The sequence below is a fragment of the Sulfolobus sp. A20 genome, assembly GCF_001719125.1.
GTDB lineage: Archaea > Thermoproteota > Thermoprotei_A > Sulfolobales > Sulfolobaceae > Saccharolobus.
In genome coordinates this window covers 1,965,014-1,991,899 of the sequence record NZ_CP017006.1, presented here as the reverse complement: position 1 = coordinate 1,991,899, position 26,886 = coordinate 1,965,014, and the positions used below count along the sequence as shown (strand labels likewise).

The 26,886-nt window shown below is 32.6% G+C and carries 26 protein-coding genes; 14 read left to right on the top strand and 12 right to left on the bottom strand.

Translation table 11 applies throughout. From position 1 onward, the window contains the following. Nucleotides 1-9: 9 nt before the first annotated feature. Complete coding sequence (locus tag BFU36_RS10320) at nt 10-741, top strand: bifunctional 2-polyprenyl-6-hydroxyphenol methylase/3-demethylubiquinol 3-O-methyltransferase UbiG (RefSeq protein ID WP_069283949.1); 732 nt, start codon at nt 10-12, stop codon at nt 739-741. Here the strand turns inward: BFU36_RS10320 and BFU36_RS10315 are convergent. After that, nucleotides 722-1,705, bottom strand: coding sequence for a radical SAM protein (locus tag BFU36_RS10315; protein ID WP_069283948.1), 984 nt, complete (start codon nt 1,703-1,705; stop codon nt 722-724). The two genes, BFU36_RS10320 and BFU36_RS10315, sit on opposite strands and share 20 nt — an antisense overlap. Nucleotides 1,706-1,891: 186 nt before the next feature. Here BFU36_RS10315 and asd point away from each other — a divergent pair, with 186 nt between their 5' ends. From asd to BFU36_RS10300, 3 genes are read left to right on the top strand one after another with little or no spacing between them, the layout of a single operon-like run. Beyond that, a complete protein-coding gene (gene asd, locus BFU36_RS10310) occupies nt 1,892-2,962 on the top strand; it encodes an aspartate-semialdehyde dehydrogenase (RefSeq protein WP_069283947.1) in 1,071 nt (356 codons plus the stop codon). A gap of 32 nt (nt 2,963-2,994) precedes the next feature. Beyond that, on the top strand, nt 2,995-3,792 hold the full coding sequence (locus BFU36_RS10305; protein ID WP_069283946.1) for a hypothetical protein: 798 nt from the start codon (nt 2,995-2,997) through the stop codon (nt 3,790-3,792). A 38-nt stretch (nt 3,793-3,830) separates the two neighbouring features. Then, entirely contained in the window at nt 3,831-4,175 is a 345-nt protein-coding gene (locus tag BFU36_RS10300; protein ID WP_069284717.1) for a hypothetical protein, read from the top strand. Between the two features lie 2 nt (nt 4,176-4,177). Here BFU36_RS10300 and BFU36_RS10295 read toward each other — a convergent pair whose 3' ends face one another. Together BFU36_RS10295 and BFU36_RS10290 are read right to left on the bottom strand one after the other, a co-directional pair. Next, nucleotides 4,178-7,408, bottom strand: a complete 3,231-nt coding sequence (locus BFU36_RS10295; RefSeq protein ID WP_069283945.1) for a S8 family serine peptidase — start codon at nt 7,406-7,408, stop codon at nt 4,178-4,180. A 115-nt stretch (nt 7,409-7,523) separates the two neighbouring features. Continuing rightward, nucleotides 7,524-8,390, bottom strand: a complete 867-nt coding sequence (locus BFU36_RS10290) for a menaquinone biosynthesis family protein (protein WP_069283944.1) — start codon at nt 8,388-8,390, stop codon at nt 7,524-7,526. Between the two features lie 44 nt (nt 8,391-8,434). Here BFU36_RS10290 and yjjX point away from each other — a divergent pair, with 44 nt between their 5' ends. Further along, nucleotides 8,435-8,956 carry an inosine/xanthosine triphosphatase gene (yjjX, locus tag BFU36_RS10285; RefSeq protein WP_069283943.1) on the top strand — a complete coding sequence of 174 codons (522 nt, stop codon included), beginning with the start codon at nt 8,435-8,437 and terminating at the stop codon, nt 8,954-8,956. Nucleotides 8,957-8,973: 17 nt separating this feature from the next. Here yjjX and BFU36_RS10280 read toward each other — a convergent pair whose 3' ends face one another. Both BFU36_RS10280 and trxA read right to left on the bottom strand, forming a co-directional pair. Further along, nucleotides 8,974-9,624: a hypothetical protein gene (locus BFU36_RS10280; RefSeq protein WP_069283942.1), complete on the bottom strand. Its 651-nt coding sequence runs from the start codon at nt 9,622-9,624 to the stop codon at nt 8,974-8,976. Between the two features lie 8 nt (nt 9,625-9,632). Further along, on the bottom strand, nt 9,633-10,031 hold the full coding sequence (trxA, locus tag BFU36_RS10275; protein ID WP_069283941.1) for a thioredoxin: 399 nt from the start codon (nt 10,029-10,031) through the stop codon (nt 9,633-9,635). 56 nt (nt 10,032-10,087) lie between these two features. On the opposite strand from trxA, the gene BFU36_RS10270 reads away from it, so the two are divergent. Both BFU36_RS10270 and BFU36_RS10265 read left to right on the top strand, forming a co-directional pair. After that, nucleotides 10,088-11,005, top strand: coding sequence for an FAD-binding oxidoreductase (locus tag BFU36_RS10270; protein WP_069283940.1), 918 nt, complete (start codon nt 10,088-10,090; stop codon nt 11,003-11,005). A gap of 14 nt (nt 11,006-11,019) precedes the next feature. After that, on the top strand, nt 11,020-11,733 hold the full coding sequence (locus BFU36_RS10265) for a D-aminoacyl-tRNA deacylase (protein ID WP_069283939.1): 714 nt from the start codon (nt 11,020-11,022) through the stop codon (nt 11,731-11,733). Here the strand turns inward: BFU36_RS10265 and BFU36_RS10260 are convergent. Then, on the bottom strand, nt 11,698-12,327 hold the full coding sequence (locus BFU36_RS10260; RefSeq protein WP_069283938.1) for a 2,3-diphosphoglycerate-dependent phosphoglycerate mutase: 630 nt from the start codon (nt 12,325-12,327) through the stop codon (nt 11,698-11,700). The genes BFU36_RS10265 and BFU36_RS10260 overlap by 36 nt on opposite strands. A gap of 68 nt (nt 12,328-12,395) precedes the next feature. Here BFU36_RS10260 and BFU36_RS10255 point away from each other — a divergent pair, with 68 nt between their 5' ends. The 3 genes from BFU36_RS10255 (at nt 12,396) to BFU36_RS10245 (ending at nt 14,413) form a co-directional block, all read left to right on the top strand. Beyond that, nucleotides 12,396-13,373 carry a metallophosphoesterase gene (locus BFU36_RS10255; RefSeq protein WP_069283937.1) on the top strand — a complete coding sequence of 326 codons (978 nt, stop codon included), beginning with the start codon at nt 12,396-12,398 and terminating at the stop codon, nt 13,371-13,373. Between the two features lie 175 nt (nt 13,374-13,548). Then, a complete protein-coding gene (locus tag BFU36_RS10250; RefSeq protein WP_069283936.1) occupies nt 13,549-14,043 on the top strand; it encodes a CBS domain-containing protein in 495 nt (164 codons plus the stop codon). A 40-nt stretch (nt 14,044-14,083) separates the two neighbouring features. Continuing rightward, nucleotides 14,084-14,413 (top strand): hypothetical protein, encoded by a 330-nt coding sequence (locus BFU36_RS10245; protein ID WP_069283935.1) that lies wholly within the window; start codon nt 14,084-14,086, stop codon nt 14,411-14,413. Here the strand turns inward: BFU36_RS10245 and BFU36_RS10240 are convergent. Then, nucleotides 14,410-16,173, bottom strand: a complete 1,764-nt coding sequence (locus tag BFU36_RS10240; RefSeq protein ID WP_069283934.1) for an archaea-specific SMC-related protein — start codon at nt 16,171-16,173, stop codon at nt 14,410-14,412. The genes BFU36_RS10245 and BFU36_RS10240 overlap by 4 nt on opposite strands. Nucleotides 16,174-16,778: 605 nt before the next feature. Between BFU36_RS10240 and BFU36_RS10235 the strand changes: the two genes are divergently transcribed. Continuing rightward, a complete protein-coding gene (locus tag BFU36_RS10235) occupies nt 16,779-17,195 on the top strand; it encodes a Fur family transcriptional regulator (RefSeq protein ID WP_069283933.1) in 417 nt (138 codons plus the stop codon). On the opposite strand, the gene BFU36_RS10230 is transcribed toward BFU36_RS10235, so the two are convergent. Beyond that, nucleotides 17,166-18,080, bottom strand: coding sequence for a nucleoside hydrolase (locus tag BFU36_RS10230; RefSeq protein WP_069283932.1), 915 nt, complete (start codon nt 18,078-18,080; stop codon nt 17,166-17,168). The genes BFU36_RS10235 and BFU36_RS10230 overlap by 30 nt on opposite strands. 108 nt (nt 18,081-18,188) lie before the next feature. Between BFU36_RS10230 and BFU36_RS10225 the strand changes: the two genes are divergently transcribed. The 3 genes from BFU36_RS10225 to BFU36_RS10215 all read left to right on the top strand — a co-directional run bounded on the left by BFU36_RS10225 (nt 18,189) and on the right by BFU36_RS10215 (nt 20,561). Next, the gene (locus BFU36_RS10225; RefSeq protein WP_069283931.1) at nt 18,189-18,659 is read left to right on the top strand and encodes a hypothetical protein; all 471 of its coding nucleotides are present in this window, start codon (nt 18,189-18,191) and stop codon (nt 18,657-18,659) included. Then, the gene (locus tag BFU36_RS10220) at nt 18,649-19,269 is read left to right on the top strand and encodes a class I SAM-dependent methyltransferase (protein WP_069283930.1); all 621 of its coding nucleotides are present in this window, start codon (nt 18,649-18,651) and stop codon (nt 19,267-19,269) included. The genes BFU36_RS10225 and BFU36_RS10220 overlap by 11 nt, the downstream gene beginning before the upstream one ends. 470 nt (nt 19,270-19,739) lie before the next feature. Next, nucleotides 19,740-20,561: a cation diffusion facilitator family transporter gene (locus tag BFU36_RS10215; RefSeq protein WP_069283929.1), complete on the top strand. Its 822-nt coding sequence runs from the start codon at nt 19,740-19,742 to the stop codon at nt 20,559-20,561. Here the strand turns inward: BFU36_RS10215 and nurA are convergent. Genes nurA through herA form a run of 4 tightly spaced genes read right to left on the bottom strand, consistent with a single transcriptional unit; the run spans nt 20,558 to nt 26,800 of the window. After that, nucleotides 20,558-21,574 carry a DNA double-strand break repair nuclease NurA gene (gene nurA / locus BFU36_RS10210; RefSeq protein WP_069283928.1) on the bottom strand — a complete coding sequence of 339 codons (1,017 nt, stop codon included), beginning with the start codon at nt 21,572-21,574 and terminating at the stop codon, nt 20,558-20,560. The genes BFU36_RS10215 and nurA overlap by 4 nt on opposite strands. Next, nucleotides 21,564-24,170, bottom strand: coding sequence for an AAA family ATPase (locus BFU36_RS10205; protein ID WP_069283927.1), 2,607 nt, complete (start codon nt 24,168-24,170; stop codon nt 21,564-21,566). The genes nurA and BFU36_RS10205 overlap by 11 nt, the downstream gene beginning before the upstream one ends. Continuing rightward, nucleotides 24,171-25,304 (bottom strand): DNA double-strand break repair protein Mre11, encoded by a 1,134-nt coding sequence (gene mre11, locus BFU36_RS10200; RefSeq protein ID WP_069283926.1) that lies wholly within the window; start codon nt 25,302-25,304, stop codon nt 24,171-24,173. After that, the gene (herA, locus tag BFU36_RS10195) at nt 25,304-26,800 is read right to left on the bottom strand and encodes a DNA double-strand break repair helicase HerA (protein ID WP_069283925.1); all 1,497 of its coding nucleotides are present in this window, start codon (nt 26,798-26,800) and stop codon (nt 25,304-25,306) included. Before herA ends, mre11 begins: the two co-directional genes overlap by 1 nt. Nucleotides 26,801-26,886: the final 86 nt, after the last annotated feature.

Here is a 26,886-nt window from a genome sequence, read left to right as displayed (position 1 = left end):
ATAAAAATTATGAGCGAAGAGTGGTTAAGGGTATTTGAGTCTGATTTGTATATTAGAGAGATGCTAAAAGTTTGGGACGAAGGAGAAAGATGGGCTAATTGGATTGATGAAGCCGTTAGTAAGTATAAGCTTGGAAAGAAAGTCTTGGACGTCCCTTGTGGCGTGGGAAGGGTTGCATATTTTCTTTCTAAAAAAGGGTATAAAGTTACAGGGGTAGACATTTCGGAGAAAATGATAAGTATGGCAAGAAATAATATATCAAATGGTAATTTTATTGTAGGGGATATGAGACGACTAAAGGATATAATAGGCGATGAAAAATATGATCTGGTAATAAATATTAATAATAGCCTAGGTTATTACACGGAGGAAGATGACATAAAAATACTAGAATCGTTAAGACAATCAAGTAATGGTTTAGTAATAATAAACCTTGATAATAGAGATTACATAATTTACAATAAACCTAGTGAATACTATATGTTTATACCACCTTATCTGGTTTACTCTAAGGTAGACTTCGATCAAGAGACGTCAAGGTTAAACGTGTATAGAAAATATTATATGGATGGAAAGTTAGTGGGAGAAATAAATTATTCACAAAGACTATACAGTCTTCATGAAGCTCTAGCTCTGTTAAAGAAATCCGGCTTGAAGGCAATTGAAATACTTTCGGGATACTCGTGGAAGAAATTCACAATAGCAGACCCTGAAATGACCATCATTGCCAGTCAAGCCTAGCTAAATATATTTCGTCTTTATTTCTAATAATTCTTACCTTAACTTCCATCCCGACGTCTAAATCATTTGCATCAACTAGGGTTATTACTCTGTTTTTAGCCTTAACTATCATTTCATTCCTCATCCATCCCTCGCTTATAACTTCACCTATAACTCTCTCTCCTATATCAAAAACGGGGCCTAATCTAATGTCTGGAAATATCTCGAAATCCATAGGCGATAATTTTAGCCTCACCATTGTGATCTTTTCTAAGTCGTCTAAATAATTATAAAACTCTTTCCAGCCAACTTCTTTTATATCATTCCCTCTACCATACTTATGTTTTATAAATTTTTGAATTCCAATTTTAAAATTATAATCTTTAGCAGTTTTTACTATTTCCACGATATCTTCATCGTTGATACCAGGTAACCAAACTGGGGTTAACAATACATCTATGCCTTGAAGCTTAGCATAAATCAGTACTTCAAGAATCTTATTTATATCATATCCTTTATGTCCAGTAAGAGACTTTGCCTTATTAATATCTAAACTATCGATAGATACATTTAATCTATCCAATCCCGCGTCCACTAACTTGTTTATATTTGCCTTATTTAATGTCAAGCCGTGAGTTTCTATCGCGACTTCATTTACCTTAGGATTTCCTTTTAAACCTTTAATTATTTTATGTATTTCCGGGTGGAGGATCGGCTCTCCTACTCCGTCAATCAAGACGTTAACTTTATGTATCTTTTTCGAAATCACATAATAACTCCAATCAAGTAAATGGTCTGAGTTAACGATAAACTCAGTAACTCTATATCTTGAATTTGGTCCAGCATCTACTGAACAAAAAATACAACTCATTGGACAATTACTAAAAGGTCTTATTTGAAGAAGATTAGTTCCACGGTCAACTATGCCAAATGCGATATGCCCTATTAGGGGAATGGGATAATTAATGTATATAAGTTTTTTCACGTCAAGTTGAATATTGACCCTAAAAATTATATTTTTTATGTTATGATTAACTTGCCGTCATTTATATTTAATACAAAAAATTCTGAGTAATGTCTTAATAATATATATAACCAAAAAATTCTAAAACTTATATTTTTAAAGTAAGCTTATATTCCCCCATTCTTATAATTTTATGGGGGAAAATTTTTGAGAAGAACCTTGAAAGCAGCAATACTAGGCGCGACGGGATTAGTTGGGATAGAATACGTGAGAATGCTATCTAACCATCCTTACATAAAGGTAGCGTATTTAGCCGGAAAAGGATCTGTGGGTAAACCTTATGTTGAGGTAACCAGATGGCAAACCGTAGGTCAAGTACCAAAGGAAATTCAAAACATGGAAGTTAAGCCTACTGATCCGAAGTTGATGGACGACGTAGATATAATCTTCTCTCCCTTGCCACAAGGAGCTGCAGGACCCGTAGAAGAAGAATTTGCTAAGCACGGCTTCCCGGTAATCAGTAACTCTCCAGATCATCGTTTTGATAAAGACGTTCCTCTACTTATACCAGAAATAAATCCTCATACAATTACCTTAATTGATGAGCAGAAGAAAAAGAGGGATTGGAAAGGATTTATTGTTACAACACCTCTATGTACTGCACAAGGTGCCACAATACCATTAGCCCCATTATACATGAATTTCAAGCTAAATGGCGCTTTAATAACTACAATGCAATCTGTGTCTGGCGCGGGCTATCCTGGTATTCCATCTCTGGATGTTATTGACAATGTATTGCCATTAGGTGATGCTTATGATAATAAAACGGTAAAAGAAATAACTAGAATATTGACTGAAACACCTAGACAAGTCAATGATGATACTAATGAATTATTATTATCCGCAACTACACACAGAGTAGCAACAGTGCATGGACACTATGAGGTTATTTATACTATGTTCAAGGAAGATGTTAACTTAGAAAAAGTTACAGAAACTCTGAGTAACTTTAGTGGAGAACCGCAAAAATTGAAATTACCAACAGCCCCAGATAAACCAATTATTCTAACAAATCAAGATAATAGACCTCAAGTATATTTCGACAGATGGATAGGAGAACCACCAGGGATGAGTGTGGTAGTAGGTAGGATCAGTTACGTTAATAAGAAAATAGTGAGGATGGTTTCTGTAATTCATAACACTGTAAGGGGTGCTGCTGGAGGAGGGATTCTCGCTGCTGAACTATTAGTAGAGAAAGGTTATATTGATAAGAGATAACTCTTTTTATTATACATTCTTATTTTACCTTAATGAATTTTATCAAATTTGCTGAGAAGTTAGGAATTGATAGAGAAGCATCAATAAAAGTTTATAGACTGTTTAACGGTGGATACTTTGAAACCCTATACTATTCTAAGCCCCCGCTTCTTATCAGACTTAGAGAGTGGCCTAAGAAATACTTGTCAAAGAAAATAGTTTACATAACCACACCACAGTTATCTCAAGCATTTGAAACTCTATTGTGGGTTGATACAATAAGTTTATACGGAATGTCCTCTAAGTTTACTAACTCTCCCTTGAGATATGAGATATTAGAGAAAAGTATTGAGATTGCCTATGATAAGATTAAGGAGTATTCCACTTTAAATAATATAGATACCTATCCTATGTATTCTAATTTAGATTTCTTTAAGACCGATTTTAGTGAATTTATTTATGATTTATACAATAAAAGATTAGAAGAGATGAAGATTGATGATTTATATATAATTAATGATATCGCTTACGATAGTAAGTTGATGGAAGAAATTAAGGTAAAATATCCTTGGGCAAAGAACATTAGAAGAGATAACGCAATAAGAGCTTTCCAATTGTCAGATAAAGTTAATGAATTTCTGGAATACATTTCTCCATATATATACTATTTAGCATCGTCTAAGAGTTTATACTTTGATAATATACTAATATCTAATAATATTATAGATACTATAAAAATAATAGAAAAAGAAGGAAGTATGACCATAAAAGAAAAAGAAATTAAAAATGAATTCCAAAAGAAAACATACGAAATATATCAGATGATTATAACTAACCTCAATTACTTTTAGGTTTATATACTATTGATAGCAAAAGAAAAATCGTGACCATAAAAGAAAAAAGCAAAGAGAGACAGAAAAAGAAGAAATACAATGAAAGTATATTGGCGTTCAAGAAGGAACTTAGGGCCTTAAGTTTTGAACCAATATATGGCGAATCAATGAAGGATATTATAACTAGACTAACTGTAAAAATTGAGGAACTAGCTAATCAGTACGGATATTCAGTAGAATTTCCTGAAAGAGCTGAGGTAGATACTGAGGGAGACATATATTACTTTATATATCCCATAACACTAAAAACCAAGACGGGTAAGAAAAAAGTTAACATACATATACAATATATTATGTATGACCAAAATCAGTGGATAGGAATGATAACATCAGTGAAGTAAGTTCATTTATATCCTTTTCTCCTCAGCAGAAACACTGTGATTATAGTAACAACATCTATTAGAATTCCTATCGGAAGTAAAAGATTATTTGTACTAACAGTAGTATTAGAGGACCTAATGTAGGTAGGAGTAGAGGTAATACTTACGGTGCTCGTATGGTAATAGCTACTATTTATATTTAAAATTTTAGCATTTAAAACACTAATATTCATCACTTTGGAATTTATGAGATCAACTGAACCGTTAACTACTACTAGCTTATTTATTATACTATTAATAAAAGTTGCATTATGGTTAAATATTAATGCCTCATTAATGTACTCGTTATAGGCCAAAGTACCATTAAATAAATTAACGTAGATATAGGGTAAAACTACAAATTCTTTATTTGGAGTTATCGGGTTGATGGTCAACGAGTTTATATCTAATGAAGCTGGAAAACTTATTGGAAGACCATCTTCGTTTATACCTTCTATATAAACGTACCAATAGCCAGATATGCCGTAAGGCGATAAACTGAATGGATTATTTTGATTCCCATTAGGAATTTGAAAATTACCTATCCAACTTCCATTATCATATGTTAGTGGGACGCTATATTGTAACTCTAAATTATCAAAATTACTTAACATATATGCTGGTATTATAATAGCGGAGAAAGTACCGTACTTAACTTCTGTGCCATTAGGATAAGTTATATTCGCAATTACGGTTAAATTTTCATTTTCATACATCACATCAGACGGATAAATATTAACTTTTACATTAATCGTATACGGAGCTACGTATATCTGTGTTATTCCAACACCCTCTGCAGTGAAGTTTGAGCCGTTATACGTAGCTTTTGCTACGACTAAATAGTACCCTGGCTTAAGATCAGGCATTTTAATTTGTGTTATATATACTAAGGTATTTTGATACAGTATACTATTAACGGGTATTGAGTATACATTATAACCGCTCTCGTTATAAAAGCTTATTGTTAAATTGGGCTCTCCTAAGGCTAAAGTTTCGGCAAGAATAGTAACATTTTGTCCTGGCGCCACGGTCAATGGCTCTGTAAATATTGGCGGGTAAACCGCATCGAGCAGATATATTCCTGCTACGAATTCATCGAAACCGAAAACGTTTGGAATACTAACGAAATAAACCCCGCTTAAATTGTTAGGTAATTGGAATGTAGCACCTAGATATTGGGATTGAATTGTTATACCTAATAAAGTTAGATTAAACTCAACTTGCCTACTTAGACTCATACTAGATACTAGAACATTTTTTCCGGTTATGAGATCGTATTTATATACGTTAATAGTTAGGTTTGAGGGTGGTTTGGAAACTACAGAACCATTAGGATACGTCAACTGAACCAATATTGGAACAGACTCAGGTTCTGGGAATAAGGCAACTGGTGGAAATAGAAACTGTGCTTGATAACCAACGGTTATATATGTAAAACCAGTTAAATTCCCATCTTTTACAATAACCTCTTGCACACCACTACCTTGTGCTATAAACTTTCCGACGAAAGATGTACCATTAAAGGTTAGAGGAAATACATCTACAATAGAACTACCATTATACACATAACCTGTTACCGATTTAGACAATATCTCGCCAGATACGTTAGCAACAACCTTAACTTGTTGACCATCAAGGTATGTAGTATTATATACTACAACTGAAATTTTAGGCTGATTAAGAACTTTTGGTAATAATGTAAATAAATAGCCGGCGTTTATAGATCCTAATCCAGTTACCGGGTTTAAGGAGGAGTTGACATAGTACGGAGTATTATAACCAAACTCTATTGGTAATATAGCCTTGGTATCTTTCAATTCGTATAAATATGTATTAATGAAACCTAGTTTACCATACTTTTGAGAAAGAAGATCAATCATAGCTGAAACCATTGGAGTTGCAAGAGACGTTCCTCCTACTAAGTACGTCTGATTATAATAGTATAGAATATAGGCCCCAGTATAAGGATTAGCATCAGCCACTACATCGGGAACTAGTCTATATCCAGTAATGTTTTGATAATATGGGGCAGGAAATATACTGCTATATCCTCCTGTACTAGCCCCAATCACACTTTCTCCACTCCATGCAGTCTGTATTACCCCATTCTGAGAAAAGTATAAGGAAGACCCTCCTACAGCTAGAACGTATGGTATTGATGCTGGGAATATTACTGATCCCTCTGGGGATAAATAATAATTATACCCATTTCCCCCTGCATCACCAGATGCAGCTACGAACGTTATACCCTCTACTTCGCCTAACCAGTATTCATACATTAGTGAATTTACATATGATAATGGTATCAATCCTAAGTCAACATATAGTTCCGGAATTCCAAAGCTTTGAGATAAAACGTTAACTTCATCTTGCTGATCAATATATGCAATTATGGCTGGTAAAGGAATGCTAGGGTTAGCTACATATAGAACTATACCCGCATCTGGAGCAATAATATGGGCATACTCTACATCTAATGAAATCTCCATGGCCCAACCTGTTGAAATACCTTCGTTTGGATTGTATGCACCAATCGGCACTATTTTGAGGTATGGAGGATTCGAAATGTTGAATGATGAATCAAAAGCTTGAATCTGCTGCTGAATATATGGATCACCATAAAAATCTAAAATACCTATTGCTGTTCCTTTTCCAGTAATATTATTTTCTTGTAACCAACTAACGTTATATGCTTTAATGAGTTCATTAGGATAAACCGCAGTATATGCAACAGCTTGAGTAATATTATACAATGTAGTAGGCTTTTTCAAAAATAATGAGGTCACATTTGTACCTATTACTATTACATTGGAAAATGTTGGGGAGCCAGAAAATTCATAAAATCTTATCCCGTCAACAGCATAAACGTAAAACTTCCCATTTAATGCTTCCTCCAATTCACCAACTTTGCCAGAGGCTAGTATAACATTAAGATAATTAACTGCAGAAATATTATAATTTCTCAACTTGGAAATTATTTGAGTAATTTCTTTTTGTGGAACAAATAGCCTTTCAACCTCAGTTTGATTTAATACTACATGATCTTGTACGTACTGTTGCAATAGTGGTAAATTTTTAGGAGGTAATACAATAGAAACAGTTACATAGTAATTGTTAGGCAACAATGCAGTAACTTGATGGAATGAATTAAACATACTCATGGGTACTACAATTCCACTTAACGTTAAGAATATTAAGAATACAAAGCTCCACATATGTTATAATACTATCGTTTGCTTATACGCTTTTTCCCAATAATTAGCTTAAACATTTATGGTGTTTTTAAATCAAAAATATTTATTTATAATTAAAAATAACTACTCAAAATCTCTATATTAAATCTATACTTTTAACTTTAGGTAATATTCCTCTTTCATGAGTTATACTGTAGAAGAATTCCAGTCCTTTTCTCACTTGATCTACAGGAACGTTATATTCCTCAATATCAGCCCAGATCGTCTTTCTCACAATTTCTTCGTCAAGATCAGCCTTCTGAGCTTCTCTCATTATCTCCACATCCTTAGGAATAACCTCATCAAGATGGGCTTCAGCATATTTCTTACTTCTTTCATAAATCTCCTTAAATCTCATCGCTAGATCTTTACCTAACTCCTTACTTATTACTACCATCCCCATTGGCATAGGAGTATTATTTGAAATGTTCTTCCACATATCCCACATACTACTAATTCTTACCGTATTAATTCCCAATTTTTTCAAGGCATACATCATCTTAATCTCATGCACAGCAACTAACACGTCACCCTCCTTCCCTAATGCCTTAATCTCATCCAAAACCTTCCTCACTATAATTAGTTTGTGATATTTTCCGATTAGAAGCTTATATAAGGTAAATGCGGTAGTGTTTTGGCCATGAACTATTAATCTACTTTTCTTTATTTCCTCATCGCTCATGCTCTTCACCCCTAATAACGGCATGCCAGTTATACCGTCAGTGGCAGTAGCAACAGCATTGCTTAAAATGTAATAATCATCTTGAATATAAGGATACATGGCAACGGAAGGTACGGATACGTCAACTTCCTTCTTTAAAACTGCCTCATTAATATCTTGTACAGTTGGGATTATCTCAAATTCTAAGTTAAAACCCTCTGGCTTAATCTTTCCCTCAATTAATGGAATAAAGGGATACAAATCGCCCGAATCAGCTAAGGCACCTACTCTTATAGTTACCATATGATAAGTTTATTAAAACATCTTAAAAGTATAAATTAAACGACATGATTAGAGTAGCATTGGGGAGTGAGAACCCAGTTAAAATAAGTGCAGTTAAGGAGGCGTTAGAAACATTAAAATTGGATTATGAACTAGTAGCAGTTAAAGTAGAGAGTGGTGTTAGTTCTCAACCATTTTGTGAGGAGACTTTGATAGGGGCAAAAAATAGAGCTATGAATGCATTAATAAAGACAAATCTAGATATAGGCATAGGAATTGAGGGTGGAGTATGCAATATATACAATAATTTCGTAGCTTTCGCTATCGTTTATATGATAACTAAAAATGGCTTAGAGAATTTTGCAATATCAGCCTCATTTACACTTCCTAAATCTATAGTATCATTATTATTTGATGGAAAAGAGTTAGGTGAGGCGACAGATTTAATATTTAACGTAAAAGAGAGTAAAAAGAAAGAGGGAGCTGTTGGTTTATTAACTAAGGTAATAGATAGGAAAGAACTTTACGTACAGCCAGTGATAATGGCTTTGTACCCCCTTTATAATGTTTCAGTTATGGAAGGATAATAAAATAATACCTTAATTCAGAAATAACCTCCATTTACTAAGCTTTTAAATAACTCTCCTATTTCATTAAGTTTAACTGTATCATGTTCAGACGGTCTTGGTATAGTTGCTAAAAATACTCCATGTTCCTCATGGTTCCCTTCGTCGTATCCCTTTGGTTCTCCGTAAACTGAAAATATAATGAAATCATCTACTTTGTTTACAATCTTCCTCACAGCATCATCTATAATTTTATATACGTCACATTTCTTTGAGACATCCTTATGCAACATTCTATCGATCACCGTTATAGAAGCAATTACCGGGGATTTCTCAATTGACTCAAGTACCTTTGGTAATATATTATTAATTTCTTCCTCAGCAGAAATTTCACTATTGTAAGGTAAACTAACAACACCATAAGTTGGATTGGATATTGGTATGTTAATAGGCACAGCATTAGTCTCTTTTATCAATGGAGGAATTTCATTAACCTTAGTAAGAAAACTATTATTATTTTCATACATTCCTAATACTCTCATCCATGAAGAATGAGGAAACTGAGGCTTCCTATTAACTACTACTCCTCTATACGTGCTACTGAATAATGTAAATAGGGTTTTGGGATTACATTTCATGAAACTTGTGTAACTTAAGCCATCTATTCCCAATAGAATAGGATAAGTCATTTTTATCACTAATCCATGAGAGCCTTTAGTTTTTCTTCTATTTCTTCTCTAGGGACAGCCCCTATAACTGCATCAACAGGTTCACCGTTTTTAAAGAATATTACTGTCGGGAGACTCATTACACTATATCTTGCAGATATTTCTGGGTTTTCGTCAGAGTTTATTTTACCGAATCCTATTTGAGGATAATCTCTTGCTAACTCTTCTATAATGGGAGATAATATAAAGCAAGGGGCACACCATTCAGCCCAGAAGTCTACTACTGCTATCTTGTTCTTAGTTATAAAGTCATCAAAAGTTTTAGAATCTAAATGTCTAACTAGTTCATCTTCTTCCTTTTTTACAATTTTATTGAACTTCTCCTCTAGGATTTTTTGTAATTCGGGATCTTTAGTTTCTTCAGTCATAAGATATTATATATACTATTAATTTAAAAAGTTTTTATCATATAAAGAATACTGACATGACAAAATTAGTCGTAGTTGGTGGAGGAATAACGGGATTAATGATTGGACTATTATATAGTGGAGACTCAGTTATATTGGAAAAAGAAAAGAAAATAGCAAATAATTCTAGAGCGAGTTTGTGGTCAATTATGCCACCTCTATGTGGATCTCATAAGCAAGATTGCGAGAAAGCTATTACATTTTACTCCGAGATTTGTGAAAAATACGGGGTATATTGCAAAAAAACACACATATTGCGATTAGCTCAAAATAAGATAGGCGGAAAAATATTAGATAAGAAAGAGATTAAAGGTTTAGAACCAGTACTTAATATCGATGAAGCGGAATACTTTGATAATGCATTTTTCGTAGAAGGAGAAGAGTTATTTAACTTAATTAGTACAGATTTACACCTAGAAACAGGGTACGAAGTATTGGATGCAATGGTCGAAAATAACGAAATAAAATACTTGATAACTAATAAAGGTAATGTTAAGGGTGAATACTATGTTTTTACTACTGGGTTCATGAGTTCAAAGATATTACATAAGTTAGGTATCGATATAGAAATTCTACCATACAAAGGACACTTGATAATCTCAAACAAAAAAATTGGACTAAACGGAATATTGATAGTAAACGACAGAATAGCAGTTGAGGGAAAAAATCTTTATCTCAATGGGGATTCAAAATTAGATAATTCGATTGATGTAAATTATGAGGAAATTTATAGAACTATTAACGAAATAGGAAAGATAATTCGAGTTGATACATCCGCTTTAGAGATAAGGGTAGGTTTTAGGAGTGTCTCTAAGGATGGTGAACCAATAGTTAGAAATATTTTTTCTAACGCTATTTTAGTGACAGGTTACAGATTTGGATTCGCTCTCGCACCTATATTAGCACATAAAGCGATAGATTTAATCAAAAGTTAGGAGGAATAAACACTATGGATATTAGAGTCATTTACTCTTCTAAAGACCCAGTTGGTATTACAATTAAAAAATTAGGTTATAAATTTGAAGAAATAAATGAAGACGTTACGAATTTTAGATATGATAAGGGAGATGCAATAATAATATTTTCAAGACATAAGAGTAAAGCAGGTGTTCCCTCAATTACCATACACTATCCAGGTAATCCTACAGAAGAGACGATGGGAGGAGAGCCGAAGAAATTGGGCATGGCATATCCAAAGCTATTTTCATCTATATTGAGGGAAATACTGAAAATAAACTTTAATATAGAAAAAGTGATAGAAGCTACGCATCATGGACCAACATATCAGAGTAAGCCAATAATTTTCGTTGAGATAGGAAGTAGTATTGAGTATTGGACTAATGGAGAACTAGTAAAAACCGTTGTGGAGCATACAATTAAAGGTGTTGAATCATTAGATAATAATATATGCAAAGACTATATTTCAGGGTTTGGGGGACCTCATTACTCAAAACTATTTACCAATTTATCAAAGGAAAATTGCATAGGACATGTAGTTTCCAAACACTACGTAAACATGATTGATGATAACGTGATTGTACAAGTTGTTAAAAACAGTATAGAACCAATTAGAAAGGTAATTTTAGATAGCCTAAACTCTACCCAAAGAGAAAAGATAACTAAAGTTTTAAAAAACTTTGACATTAATATCGAGTCTCGCTAATATCTGATTTGATATAATTGGTGAGCCTATACTAAGAATTTTACAAGATTCAATATTCCTACCACACTTTACAATACTAAAACTTGCATTGGGTATCTTTATGCCCCAACCACTAATATCGTCTAAGCCCAAAAAATAGTTTATTATTGCCCTTATAGGATCAGAATGAGATACGGCAATTATTATCCCATTCTCGCTCAGCACTGAATTGACAAAACTCTTCATCCTCCTCGTCATATCGTCCCAACTCTCCAATCCCTTTATCTCTATATTTCCCTTTAACATTCTTAACTTCCAATGGTCAGAAGGATCAAAGGTAGTATTATTTAACTCTCCTAGAAATCTCTCTCTTAATCTCTCATCAACTATTGGTAGAAGCCCTATCGTTTCAGCTATAATTAACGCAGTTTGATATGCTCTTAGAACTGGGCTAGTGTATATTTTCTCTATTTTCAATTTTGCTAATTCCTTAGATGCTTCTTTAACCTGATTAACACCCTCCTCAGTTAAAGGATAACTATTACTATCATGACTAAGGATCTTATTGACGTTCGATGTGCTTAATCCATGCCTTACAAAAACTATTGTAGTCATCAGTATATGTATGACATTCCAGCTTATTAGTTTAAACTTTAAATACGATTATAAGATGAAGAATTAATGTGGTCTCATTATTTAAGAGGAAAAAAGATGACAGCACAACTGACAACTTAGTCAGGATTCTATTCACATCAGATCTTCACGCGTCTTATACAACCTTTAAAAAATTCATAAATGCTGCAAAGTTATATAAAGTAGATGCATTAATAATAGGTGGCGATATAGCTGGTAAGTCATTAGTTCCCATAATAGATTTAGGAAATAATAAATTTTTAATTGATAATAAGGAAATTTCGTCTTCAGAGTTAAATACTATAACAGAGAAATTTAAAAATGAAGGAACGTATTACGCAATACTCAGTAAAAAAGAGTTTGATGAGGCTGTTGGGAATAAGAAAGTTCAGGAGGAATTATTTAAAGTAGCTATGATTAGTACTTTAAGAGATTGGATTAGAATAGCCGATGAGAGATTGAAGGAAAACAAAATACCTATATTTGTAAATTTAGGAAATGATGATCCAGAGTATTTATTTGACGTATTAAAAGAAGGTGAGATGTTCAAGGTAGGAGAGGGAGAGGTATTTGAGTTTAACGGGTATCAAATCGTATCTTATGGCTATGTTAATCCAACGCCTTGGAACACATTTAGAGAAAAGAGAGAGGAAGACATTTATTCCGATCTAAAAAAAATAGTGTCAAAAATTACTAATTTTGAAAGGGCAATATATAATTTTCATGCTCCTCCATTCAATACAAATCTAGATAATGCTCCTTTACTTGATGAAGAGCTTAAGCCTGTAATCAGAGCTGGAGAAATTATATATACACACGTTGGATCAAAGTCTATACGAAGAATAATTGAGGAGACAAAGCCTCTATTAGGTTTACATGGACACATTCATGAATCTAAAGGATTTGACAAATTAAACAATACCATTGTTATAAATCCGGGTAGTGAATATAATAACGGGCTATTACACGCTGCACTTATTGTCCTACAAGGAAATAAGGTGAAAGCACATCAATTTATCTTAGGGTAAACTCTATTTTTCCTTACTCTAAACCTATTTAATATTTAAGTCATATCCCCTTTTATCATGAAGGAGTACTTAAAAGACGTATAGAATAATTCGGTGAATCTTGAAATACTATATATAGAAATACAAAAAATGATAAGTATAAAGTTTATTTACTCCTTTTTACATTATATATTATATGCAACTAATGGTCAAAAATGTAATGTCTAAAAAAGTTTATACAATTAGAGTGGACTCAACGATTAAGGATGCAGCTGATGAAATGAAAAAACATAACGTGGGATCTTTATTGGTAGTTGACGAAGAGGACACAATATTGGGTATCATAACTGAAAGAGATATAGTTAGAGCTTACGCTGATAAAAGAATTGATAGTAAAATAAAAGATTACATGACAAAAGAAGTGAAAGGTGTTTCAGAAGATACAAGCGTAATTAATGCTCTAAATATAATGGTGGAAAATGGTTTTAGGCATCTCCCCATAGTAAATGAAAGGGGAAGAGTAAGTGGTATAGTGTCAATTAGGGATCTAGTTAAAGCATTAGTAGATCCACACTACTCTCAGTATGGGAAAGAGTGGCATGAAGTTAAGAGTACTGGTTTAACTTGTCCTGTATGCGGTCTAGAAATCGATGAATACGGTTACTGTGGATGCGGAAGCGGATCTAGTTAATGACCAATAGTTTTTTTAAGGTGCGAACTTTCTTCTACATATGATTATATTTTATGCAATAGGTGAGAGAGATCGTGCAAAAGAACTGGTAAGAATTATTACTAAAACTCGTTGGAAAACGATCTCTAAACACGCTATAAAAATAGCTAGCTCATCTATTGGACCATCAGTAGTCATATTCAAACCTACTATGGCTGGACTTGCCGTAGCCTTATGGTTAAAACAAAGGGCTGACGAATTAGGAATGACTTCAACGGTCGGATGGTTTGAACCTATAACTGAAATACCACCGCAAGTAGAGGACGCGATTAGAACTGACTTAAATAAAATCTTGATGAAAAAACTAGAAGTGCCATGGTCTCCATCTTAAGTTGAAATTTCAACTTGTTTAGATGGTATTGTTTTTATTTCTGTGCTCTCATTACTTTTGGTTACTATTACATAATCTGCTATTTCTGATAAGTACTCTAGTAATCTATTAAACCTCTTCTGATCAAAAGTCATTGCTGACTCATCAATTATGAAGTAAGGCGTCTTGAAGTAAGCTTTAAGAGCGCTTAGCACTAGTATTAACGCTAATGTAGTCCTCTCTGATGAAGATAATTTCTTTATATCTATGGTTGCTCCTCTTCTTTTCACAACTAATCTGTAATTATTATCTATTTCCGCTTCCATCTCAAATTCAAACCTTCTCAACAATTGATTTGATATTCTAGTAAATTCATCCCTAGCTTTAGTCAGTCTTTTGATGTACTCCACTTGTAACTCCTCAACTTGTTTCTGCAACTGCTCTATTCTTATTTCCTTTTCCTTAAGCTCCTCTAATATCGAGGATGGGACGCCTAATAATTGCAACTCATACTCGTATTCCTCCCTTTTCTTTCTCAATTCCTCAATTCTCTTCAAAATAGCATTACTATCATCTGGTGTGATTACTGCTCCACTTAAAGACTCACTCCTATTGAATCTCTCTTCTGTCTCTCTCTTCTGTCTCTCGAGATCATCAATTTGGAATTTAACAGAACCTATCCTGTTTATTAGCTCTTCTCTCTTACCCTTTAACTTAATAATATCATTCTCAACGCTTTCAAACTCCTTTAGTTTTAACTCTAATTCTTCTTTTCTCTTCTGTAAACTAATTATGTCATTACGAACAGAGTCTAGCAACGAAGTTTTATCTCTCAATTCTCGCTCTATAACGTCTATTCTAACTTTCCATATACTCGGATCAACCTTACTTCCACACACATTGCACGTGTCAAGGTGTTGCTTATCTGACTCTTTTACTTCCTCAAATACCCTCTCTAATACTTTAAGTTCTATTTCCAACTCAGACCTATCATTACTTTTAGCCTTAAGTTTCTCATTAATTTCGTCTAATTCTTTCTGTATTTGAGATTTAATTTCTGAAGAGATCTTTGATTGCTTACTTTGAATTTCCTCTTCTATCTTCTTCAGTGCAAGTTCTAAGTTAGCAAGCTCATCTTTCTTTACCTTTATCTTATTCATGATCTCGTTTATCTTATTTTGTCTCGTTATTGTTATTGTGTGTGTAGTCTTCATCACAATATTAGAGCTACTTTCCCTCTCTTTTTCTAGTTTCTCCATCTCCTCATCAAGAGCTCTTATTTTATTTTGAATTTCCCTTATATCGTTATACTTCTTTTGTAACTCATCTCTTGAAGCTATTTCCGCATTTAATAGCTTCTGCATTTCCTCTTTCTTAGCTCTAATTTCATTGATTTTAGAAGTAGCTGAAATAAACCATTCTACGTTTCCATCTCCAGATAAAATTTGGGTTACTAATCTATTTTCTGGAGAGAAGTACGTTAACAGTAAAGCTCTATCGTCATCCATTATTAGATTCTTTTCTTCATATAATCCGTTTTTAACCCTCTTTATCCTTCTATAGTACTCTTTATTATCTAAATATACTTCAACATACCCATTATCAGCAAAAACATTCAGCAAGTCCTCTGGCTTAATGCTAGATGTTAGCATAGACACTAATGCCCTAACTAACGATGTCTTACCATAAGCGTTTGGAGCTTCATATGTTGTAACGCCTTTCTCTAGGTCAATACTATATTCTTGTGTTATTCCACCTATATTATATACTCTAACCTTCATCTAGTGGTATTAATACTAGGAAGTATAAAAACTCTTTCCTCCCTCAACAATCTTATTATGGAAAAACTCTTCAAATTGAAAATATGGAAATAGGATAACTTTAGATTTTAGTATATTTAATATCACAGTTAAAGTTCATTAAGTTTGATATTTTGCAATAAAGCTAAAGTAGATCAAAGTGTATTTATTAACACTTTTTAAGAATATATAAAGTCGATTTAATAAAGATATATGTTAACTCTACATATGCCCAGAATAATTAGCAAGACATAAATCTACAGTTTTCCTTATTAGGTCAATATCTTTACATGATTATTGAGAATTGCATAGTCGATGGGGCTTAGATGTACGAACTCTAATGAAAGCCCAAAATTTAATATTCATAAAATAAAACACAGTTCCCCTAATAAAAATTAGTTTATAGTAAGCTTATATGACAAAGCTTGATCAAATAAATAACTTTAACCTCTTATCGCCTATATATGAATAGAGTAAAATCAAGGGGCCTATCTTTTTGAATTTTCTACACTTTAATTTAACTAGATTCCTAGATAACTGCAATTAGGAGAAATTTTAAATTACTCGGAAATAGAAGTTAATTCAGTATGGAAGCTGATCTAGCAAACCTCTTGAGGCAAAGGAACTTAAAGGTAACTCCCCAGAGGATAGCTATATTAAAACTAATTATGAAAGGAGGCCATTTCAGCGGAGAACAGATCTTTCAAGAACTAAAAAAAACAGAACCCAGCATTAGTCTATCTACAGTCTATAATACATTGGAAACTTTAAAGAATGCTGGAATACTGAATTCCTTTGAAGCGAATGGTATTACTTGGTTCGAAATAAATAGGAAACCACATATTAACGTGTTCTGCACTAATAACAGTGAAATTATAGATGTAGATGATTTAGAAATAAATGACTTAACTGTGGAATTAAATAAAAAGGGGTTGGATGTGAAAAACGTTAGTATTGTAGTCTACGCTGATTGCTCAAAACTTACTAAGGGTACTAAACAATAAATTCTTAAACTTTTCATCATCAGCTTCTAATACTATTTCAGCATTCTGTCTGTTATGACTATACCAATCTATCAACATTGCACCTCTAGATTCTGAACAGGTTTCAACATCAACATACCTCCTTAATGATCTCTTTATTATTGTGCTATCGTAAGCTATAGCAACTGTTAACGAATCAGGGTGAACACTTCCATTTATGCCTTGTGCTTTAGAATAATCACGTAAAGTCTTGTTAACTCTAATGAAGAAATCTGATAACCTAGTATTCATTTTCGATATTCGATCCCAATCTTTTTCATTAACAACAGCATGAAGTTCTGCAGTCTCCCATGGAACTATAGTTACATCAAAACCGGCATTAAGTATAATTTTAGCTGCCTCTGGGTCAACCCAAAAGTTAAATTCAGCAATGGGTGTAGTATTTCCCTTGGAAAATGCTCCCCCCATAATCCATATCTTCCTTATTCTGCTTACTATTTTGTGATCCTTTAGATAAGCTAAGGCAATATTTGTTAGGGGCGATACTGCCAAGATTTCAAGTTCTCCATTGTATTCTTTCGAGAGTCTTAATATCGCATCCACAGCATGTTCATCTGTAGGCTTCTTATTAGGCTCTGGATAATTCCAATCTCCCATTCCATTATTACCGTGAACTTCTTCTACAGTTCTCCACTTACCTAGTATTGGTCTATCCGCTCCAATATAAACTGGAACGTCTGATCTTCCAATATATTCTAGCGTGAACAAAGCGTTCTTCACCTGATTCTCGAATTTAACGTTACCCGCGACAATAGTAACTCCAAGAAGATCAAAATATCTCGAAGCTAATAGTATAGCTATTGTATCATCACTGGCTGTGTCTGAATCAATTATTACCTTTCTCACGTTCTCTGAAAGAATAGAATAAAATAAAAGATTAACTCTGCAAAGGTATTATACGATCCTTATGATATACACTATCTTTATTAGGCTGAAGGAGAAAATTTATTATTGATGCAAAACTTTAGAGAGCTTACTATTGATATAGCTCTTTCTAAGAGGATTAGTGGATACGAAAGGATATATGAGGATGGGCTGAGAAGAAGAAACTCATGTGTTTATTATAATACTGAATATTGTAAAAAATTTTCAGGTAAAAGTAAAATACTTGCAAGCTGGAAATCTAATGGAAAGATAGTTCCTCACCCTGCATTTTGTTACTTATGTCCCTACTATTCAATTAAGGACGATGGAAAAATTATAACGGCAGACCTCTTAGATATATATATAATTTACGTTAATTTAAAAGGACAGCTAGAAAAAGAATTGGAATTTATTGAAAATAGGTTGTCAGAATTCTCCTATTCTACGTCGATAGCATTAAGGAGAAGGAGAGAAGATCTATTAACATTCTTAGATGATATAATATCAAAAATTAAGATATTACTAGAGATGATTAGGATTAGTGAGACTAATGGAGTATGAAAACATATTTAATGATCCAAAAGGATATAAAAGATGGTACGAAGAACACAATAAAATATACGATAATGAAAGAAATGTCGTTAGAAGTTTTAACCTTAAAGATTGTTTAGACATAGGATCTGGACCAGGCATATTTCATGAAGTTATACATGGATACAAAGTCTCAGTAGACATATCATTATTAATGCTAATGGAAAGTAAAAGCGATGATAGTGTATTAAGTGATGCGTTATACTTGCCTTTTAGGAACAAATCATTTGACTGTACTTTCACATCAGTTACAATATGTTTTATTGATAGTCTTGAAAAATTTATTAGTGAAATAGAGAGAGTAACCAAAAAGCGGGCGGTAATATGCTTTATACCTAGAGATTCTCCATGGGGAAAATACTATGATGAATTGGGTAAGAAAGGACATAAATACTACTCTAGAGCAATTTTTAGAACTAAAGAAGAAATATACAAAACTATTAATAAATATATGAAAATAATCACAGTAAGGTCTACATTAAGCTCAGAACCATCTAATGAGAAAAGCTGGGAGGATAATGATATATATTACGATGATGACAGAGGTTCATTTATTTGTGTTGAGGCTATCACCCGGTAGAGCGGAGCCCTTTTCATCGAGCCTTCATAGGCACTCGAGGGCTGATCCTACCGGATTGCTGATCTATTCCTTCTTTTTAAAACTCTTAAATCTTTCCCCAGTCCAATTTAGATAAATTTAGTAACCCAGTGCTTTTAGAATATTAAACTCCTATGTTAATTGCTTGATGCCTATAAGATAATAGTCTTTCCATTACGTGAGGAATAACTAAACGTAAGGTAAATTGTATAAATTTAATTAACTTGTGTAAAATACTAAATAATCTTAACTATTTTCATATTGAAATAAATATGCTAATAAGATATGCACTCTTAGGTATATTTATTCATTTGTTCTGAAGAAAGCATCCGTAATATGGTTACGAAGTGCATAATGACTCAATCCCTAAACTAAAAATTTTGTAATGATACGATCTTTTTAGGATCCTCCTAAATAAGCTTTATTTTAGGGTTTAGCGTACATTATATAATGTGAGAATAACTTTAATTTTAATGACTTTAATTGTTATAACAACACTTATAGCATATTTCATAAGTCACAGTCCACTACTCCTCTCTGAATTTTCTCATTCATTTATAGATTTTATTACTATTTTACTATCTATATTACTAATAGGCAAAATTTCTGGGATCTCCGGTAATAAAAACTTTATTTATACATATGGACTCCACAGATTGGAAATTTTTTCCGCTATACTAAACATAGTAACTATTATAGTTCTGTCACTATTTATTGTCTATTCTTCTATTATATCATTATTATTAGGCATTCATGAAAACCCAATACTTCTTATAATTATTTCAACTATTGCTGGAATTTTAACATACGTAGCCAATAAGTTCACGAGAGAAGATAACATAGGTAAGAAGGGCATAAGCTTACACTTATTTTCTGATCTGATAAGCTATATTTTAGGAATATTTGCTGGCTTTATTATATTACTTTATAAACTTTACTTTATTGATCCAGCAACGGCAATAGCCATAGTAGCCATCAATCTAATAATCACTAGACCGATTTTAAGAGAAGCTTACGTTATATTAATGGAAGGCTCCCCAGTTAATACGCAGGACATAAAATCTGTCTTAGAAAGCGAAAAGATTAATGTTCATCACTTGCACGTCTGGTCGGTCTGTAGTCATATTAAGGCTGCGACACTACACGTTAAAGTTAGTCCAAACACTACAATTAAAGAGACCGACGAAATCAGAAGAAAAATTTCTAATATCCTCAAAGAGAAATATAATATAACTCACTTAACAGTTCAGTTTGAATCAGAAAACTATGATTAATAAAACTGGCTTGGCCACCACTCAATCTCTTTCTTAAATTTACTTCCAATCATATTTAGTATGCGTCTTCTGTCTTCACTTGAAATTCTGACATCTATATGTGCCTTCAACAAAGGGAAAGGATAGCCCTTTATTGATACATTAGCTAAAACATCTACAATCTCCTTAACTATGTTTTCATCAATCCTTCCTAAAACATCTACCCTTAAAACCCTACTACCCTTACTAAGCCTTACATAAAAGGAGCTATATTCCATCCCTTTCAAAATTTCTAGCTTATCGTAGTTATCTGATATAAGATTAGAATCTATAGTTTTAGTTAATATTTTTGAAAATCCCGGGTCTTGCGTAAATAACTCTAATAGTACAGTGTCTGGATAATCTGTATTAAAAACATCTTTAGATCTGCTGATTTTAGATATCCACATAACTTTATCACTAAAATCTTCTACAATTTTAGCAATTATATACTGATTTAGCAATTCTAGAATCTTTTTCATTTTTTTCTCATCCTTTAATGAGATAATATTATCAATGTCCAGACTTTCAACCATCTTTAAATCATCTTGGGTTAAACCCTCCATATTCACCTTTTTGCCCAATTTTTTTACTAAATTACCATCTAAAAGGACATAATCCCCTTGACCGCTGTAATCTAAAGATAATTTAAGTTCTAAAGCTTCCATTAACAAGTTAGCTCTCTCTCTCGCATCGACACCGGGTCTAAAGAAACCAATCTTACCATCTTCAGATATTACTTGAATTTTACCTTCATAACCCAATACAGCCTCTGCGTCGATAACATATAGGATTCCTATTCTCATAGCCCTAGTAAATGAACCACCATCAATCGCTATAATTTTTTTATTTACCTTAGGATTTGGATTATATACTCTCCAATTTGCTGAAATCTGTTCTTTAATTTCTTTCTCCAAATATTTTGAAATATTAAATATCTGATCTCTTATTTTTTGATGATCCTTCAGTAATATGTCATATACTTTAGTTATCATTAGCCTCACTCACCACGCTCTTATTTCCTTTCTTTTCCACATTAATTACATAGTCTGCTGCATTTTCTATCTCTCTGTCGTGTGTAACTACAATAATTTGTGGTACTACCTCTTTCAAGTTTTTAATTATTTCGATGAGATAATTTCTTCTATCCTCATCTAAGTGAACTGTTGGCTCGTCTAGGATGAAGAAATTAGCATCAGACATGAGACTTCTAGCTATGGCTAACCTTAAACCTAATGCTAATGCCATTTTTTCTCCTCCACTTAATGAGGTTACGGGCAATTGATCTCCACTATTTGTATAAACTATAATATAATCTCCCCTATTACTTTTTCCCCTCTTAGGGGATATCTCTATTTCTGCGTTCTTAATTGATAAATCGAATTTCGATATTATATCATTTAAGTTATTTTCTATAACTTGTTTAGTTGCCATAATTATATAACTCTGTAGCCTTTTCTCTCCTAAAGCTTCCCTTATTCTGGTTAATTTGCTAATTGCGTTAGTTATTTTTGTCTCCTCACCTAACTTGGATTCGATCTGAACCATCTGAGTATTCATATCTTCTATTTCTTTCTTAAGGCTACTCAACTCTCCTTCTATCTTACTTTTCATATTTCTCCTCTCATCTAGAAATTTATCCAGATTTTCTACTTTTTTCTTTAATTCTTGATAATAATCTTCGTCAAAAGATATTTCTTCTAATTTCTGCTTAAGTTTTTCTATTTCTTTCTCTAAATTTTCTTTTTTCTTAAGATCCTCTTCCAATATTGCTCTCTTTCTCCTTAAATCATCTAAACTTTTCTTCTTCTTCTCTAGCTCTTCTATCCTTCTTTCGATTTCAAATTTGTTTAATCCTTTAACTTCGTTCTCTAATTTCCTTAATTCACCTTCAATTTGCTTCTTCTTATTAAGTAGCTCCTCTATTCTCCGCTTCTTATCTGAAAGAGAACTTTCATCATACTTGGATAATTTAAGGTAATTATCATAATAGTCCTTGAGTTTTTCTAATTCATTGTTAACTTCATTTCTTCTATCCTCTATATTTCCATATTTACTAATTTCTTGCTTTAATTTCGATAGTTCATCCTCTAACTCTTCTATTTGCATTTTTATCTTGTCGAATTTTCCCTTTTCAGACATTATTCTTTTTTGTTCCAATCTTAATTTATTTAATTTATTAGTTAGCTCTCTTAAATTCTCTTCAGTGCGCTCTTTTTCCTTTACTAGACTATCCCTTTTTTCAGTATATTCGCTGATAACTCTCTGCCTATGCTCATCATCTAAAGGTCTTCCACAGATAGGACACCTATCACTTTTAACCTGGGTAATATTTTTGATTATTTCATCAGCCTCCTTGATACCATTTTGAATTTGTCCCAATTTCCTATCTAATTCAGATTTTTGATTTTCAAACTCCTTTATGTTCTTTTCGACTTCTTCTAAATTTTTTTCATTAAATTGTATATTCGCTAAATCATTTTTATATTTCTCCAAAGTTTGTTCTTTAGATGCGATTTTACTTTTTAACTGAATATATCTATTATACTCTTCGTCGATTCTTTTCTTCTCACTATACAATTGGGTATACTTAATATAAAAGGGTTCTAACTCCCTTTTCTTCCTTAGAGACTTTTCATATTCATCAATTTCCACTTGAAGATCATTTATACTCTTAGATACTGAATCATAGTTATCTTTCAATAATAAATATCTATCTAAATTATTTTTAAGTTCTCTTAATTTTTCTAACTGCTCCACTTCTTTTTCTAATTCACTTATATTTCTAGTCTCGTTTTCAAGTCTCTTTATTTCCCTTTCAATTTCTTCAAATGATTTGTTCTTCTCATCTAGACTAGTTTTTATTTTAATATAATTCTCTCTCTTTATCTCATACTCATCTAACTCTTTATTAACTTGTCCTAGAGAACTTTCAAGGTTAGCGATTTCATTAGACAAAGATGATATGTAATTCTCTAACTCCTTTACTTTATCTTGCTTTTCCTTTAATCTATCCCTTATTTGGTTATATTGACTCTTCAGTACGTTAAAGCCTTCAAGTTTTGACTCCAATTGCTTAATTAAATTGGCTATTGGACCCTTACTATCAATTAATTTGTCAATCGCCTCAAGTTTGAGAATACCACCTATAGTATTTTGGAACTCATCTAAGATTTTATCCAATTCTCCTTGTCTTACGATTATAGTAGAGAGGGCAATATCTTTATCTATTCCTAAATATTTTTCCAGTTCTGATGTTACATTTTCAGCACCATAAGTAATAGGCTTATTGTTTACTAAAAGATGATCTTCAATAGAACCACTACCTCTACTTAAGTTTCTTTTTATTATTATTACATCATTACCTCTAGACAAAGTTAACGAAACCTTGCTTCTTGATGCACCACGTTTAATGAAATTCTCTAGAACACCCCTGCTTTTTTCCCTAAACATGGCAAAAACGATGCCATCAATTATTGAGCTTTTACCGGCTCCATTAGGACCTAATATTACATTTACCTCTCCTTTGAATTGAACTGTAGATTTCTCATGACTAATGAAGTTCTCTAGCTCTATTTTATCTATTTTCATTTATTCCAGACCTCCTAATTTCATTAGAATTTTCTCAACATTTTCACTTGAATCTACATTCTTAATCATTTCTATTATCAATTCTGCTTCCTCTTTACTGAACTTTTCATATTCAGTTAGATACTCCAGAATTATTTTATCTAATCCCTTATCCTTAGGTGGAGTGATAGTTAAATTCCCAATTGTCTGAGAAGTTTCATCTTTATATATCCTATAATAGGCAACGACGTCACTTAATTCCGTTGTTAATTCGGCATTCAATTTGTCTCTTCTCATTTTTTCTCCACGCAATATAATGTGTAATATTGGTTTAGACTTCAACTTTTTTATCTCATCCTTTATGTTTTGAATATCAACCTTTAAATTACGTGTATCGACAGCTCTTACAATTTGTGGTCTAATCTCTAAGTTTATCTCTTGAAGTATTGGTAAATTCTTGGAAAAATCTATTAAGTATACCCCTTTACGATTTTTTTCATAGCCTGCAATTTCCTCTTCCCTCATAATATCTGGAGAACCAGCTATAGCCACAATAGACCCGTTATCCATTTCCATTTTCCATCTATCATGTAAGTGACCTAAAGCATAATATCCAAAACCCTTAGGTAAATCACCTATCTCCAACTGCCACGAACTCTCATATGGCAATAATTGTTTAAAACCTTGATGTAAAAGCAAAATACTTCTAGTGCTACTCGGTTTTAAAGATGATAACATTTCCTTCAGAATTTGTCTTGAAATAGTTGGCACATGTGAAATTCCATAGACTTCCAGATTATTACCTAATATGTATGGAGTCCTATAATCAAGTATTTTTATTAGATCTAACTCAGCTAAAATGTTATGAGGGTAGATATAACCTTTTCTTTTAGGCGTATCATGATCACCGGGAATAGATAAGAATGGTATGTTTGCTTCTTTAAGCTTTCTTAAACTTTTTATTGCATTAAGAATAGCGTTATTAGGCGGATTATGTACATCGAAGAGATCGCCAGAGTGAATTACAGCATCGACATGATTCTCCAAGGCTATATCTACTATTTTTGAAAATACATCATAGAGGTCTTTCTCTCTCTCTAGTAAAGAATATTGTCTTTTACCTAAATGAGTATCTGAAACATGTAGTATAAGCATTACTCTTCACCAGAACCAAAATTCACAAATCCCGATATACTATTTTCTTCCTCTTCCGCGTTTTTCCATTCTTTTAACATATCAGGATCAGCCCCTAATAGTTTTCCCTCAAACTTGTCTATCTTTACTATAGCAGGTAATTTAACTATCTTACCTATTATTATCGCTTCTCCTACATCCAATGACGAAAGCTGTTCAACTAAATCTTCACTTAAATTATCACTAGACTCCAAGATGTATTTTTTATCATTAGGTTCAACTATTTTCAAAATAATCTTATTGGTCATTTGACTTAAGATATTATCATCTAGCCCTTTTGGTCTCTGGCTAACTATTACTAATCCGACACCGAACTTTCTTCCTTCTCTTGCTATTCTGGAAGCCCAATATTTAGTTAACGTATTTTCATTCTTAGAAAGGAATACATGAGCTTCTTCGATAACGGAAATTATAGGAAACTTTAAACCAGAGGATCTCTTTCTAGCAAATTCTTTTCTGGAGTCTAAAATTCTTCTTAAATAATGTGACACCACAGCATCCATTGAATCCTCATCTAGTTGAGTCAAGTTTACAACATTAACTCTACTTCTCTTAATTTTCTCTATGACGTCAGAAGCTGATAAATCTATTACACCATTATATCTATCAACAAATTCTTCTAACTTATTAAGAAGTTCATCAGCAGGGTTCTCTCTTTTCTCTCCTTTACCTTCATTTTGAATGTAACTCTCCATTATTTCAAGAAATTCTTGATTTAATTTGGAAAGAGATACTTGACCTTCCTTAATTTTATTCGATATCTCCTGCTTAAATTTATTGAATGCTCTTCTTAGTATTCTAAACTGTATTGTAGCATTTTCTCTAACCTCCAATAATGTAGCAAATTCTCTAGGAGTTAGATATAACGGATTAAGTCTGGGCTCAATATTATTCAAATTTTTCATATCGCTATCGTAATATTCTCCATGATAGTCAAATATTATAACAGATCCACCTAACTCAGATATTCTTTGTGACAAAACTGCTACTGTATTTGACTTTCCCGCCCCCGTAGCTGCTAGTATTGCTAAATGCCTTGACAACGAGTTAATATTCAATCTCACACTTACTGATGTCCCAACTAGAGTACCTATCCTAATATTACCATCCGAGTAAATACTTTTTAATTCTTCTTCTTCTGCTTCTCTAACTGGCGTTCCAGCAGATGGAGGAATATCGGGCATTAAACAGTTTTTATTTAAATCACATAATAGTTTAATTTTTGCCTTAATGAAAAACGGAATATTATCATTGTAATCTTTTAACTTTTGAACAATTTCTATATCATTCATATTCTCATCTAACATGGAACTACCACGCGTTACAAACGTAATTAAACCTAGTACCTTAACATTATCATATTCTAGCATAACGTAATTTCCTAGCCTAACTGGTTTCTCCGCCAACATTGAAGCTTCTTGAGTAGTGGCAGAACCTATAACATATCCAATTATCATCATTATTTAATGGTTTCTAACACTTTAAATGGATTACCACAAACTTAAAAGTAATACCTTCAAAATTAATTGAAAATTTAATCAGA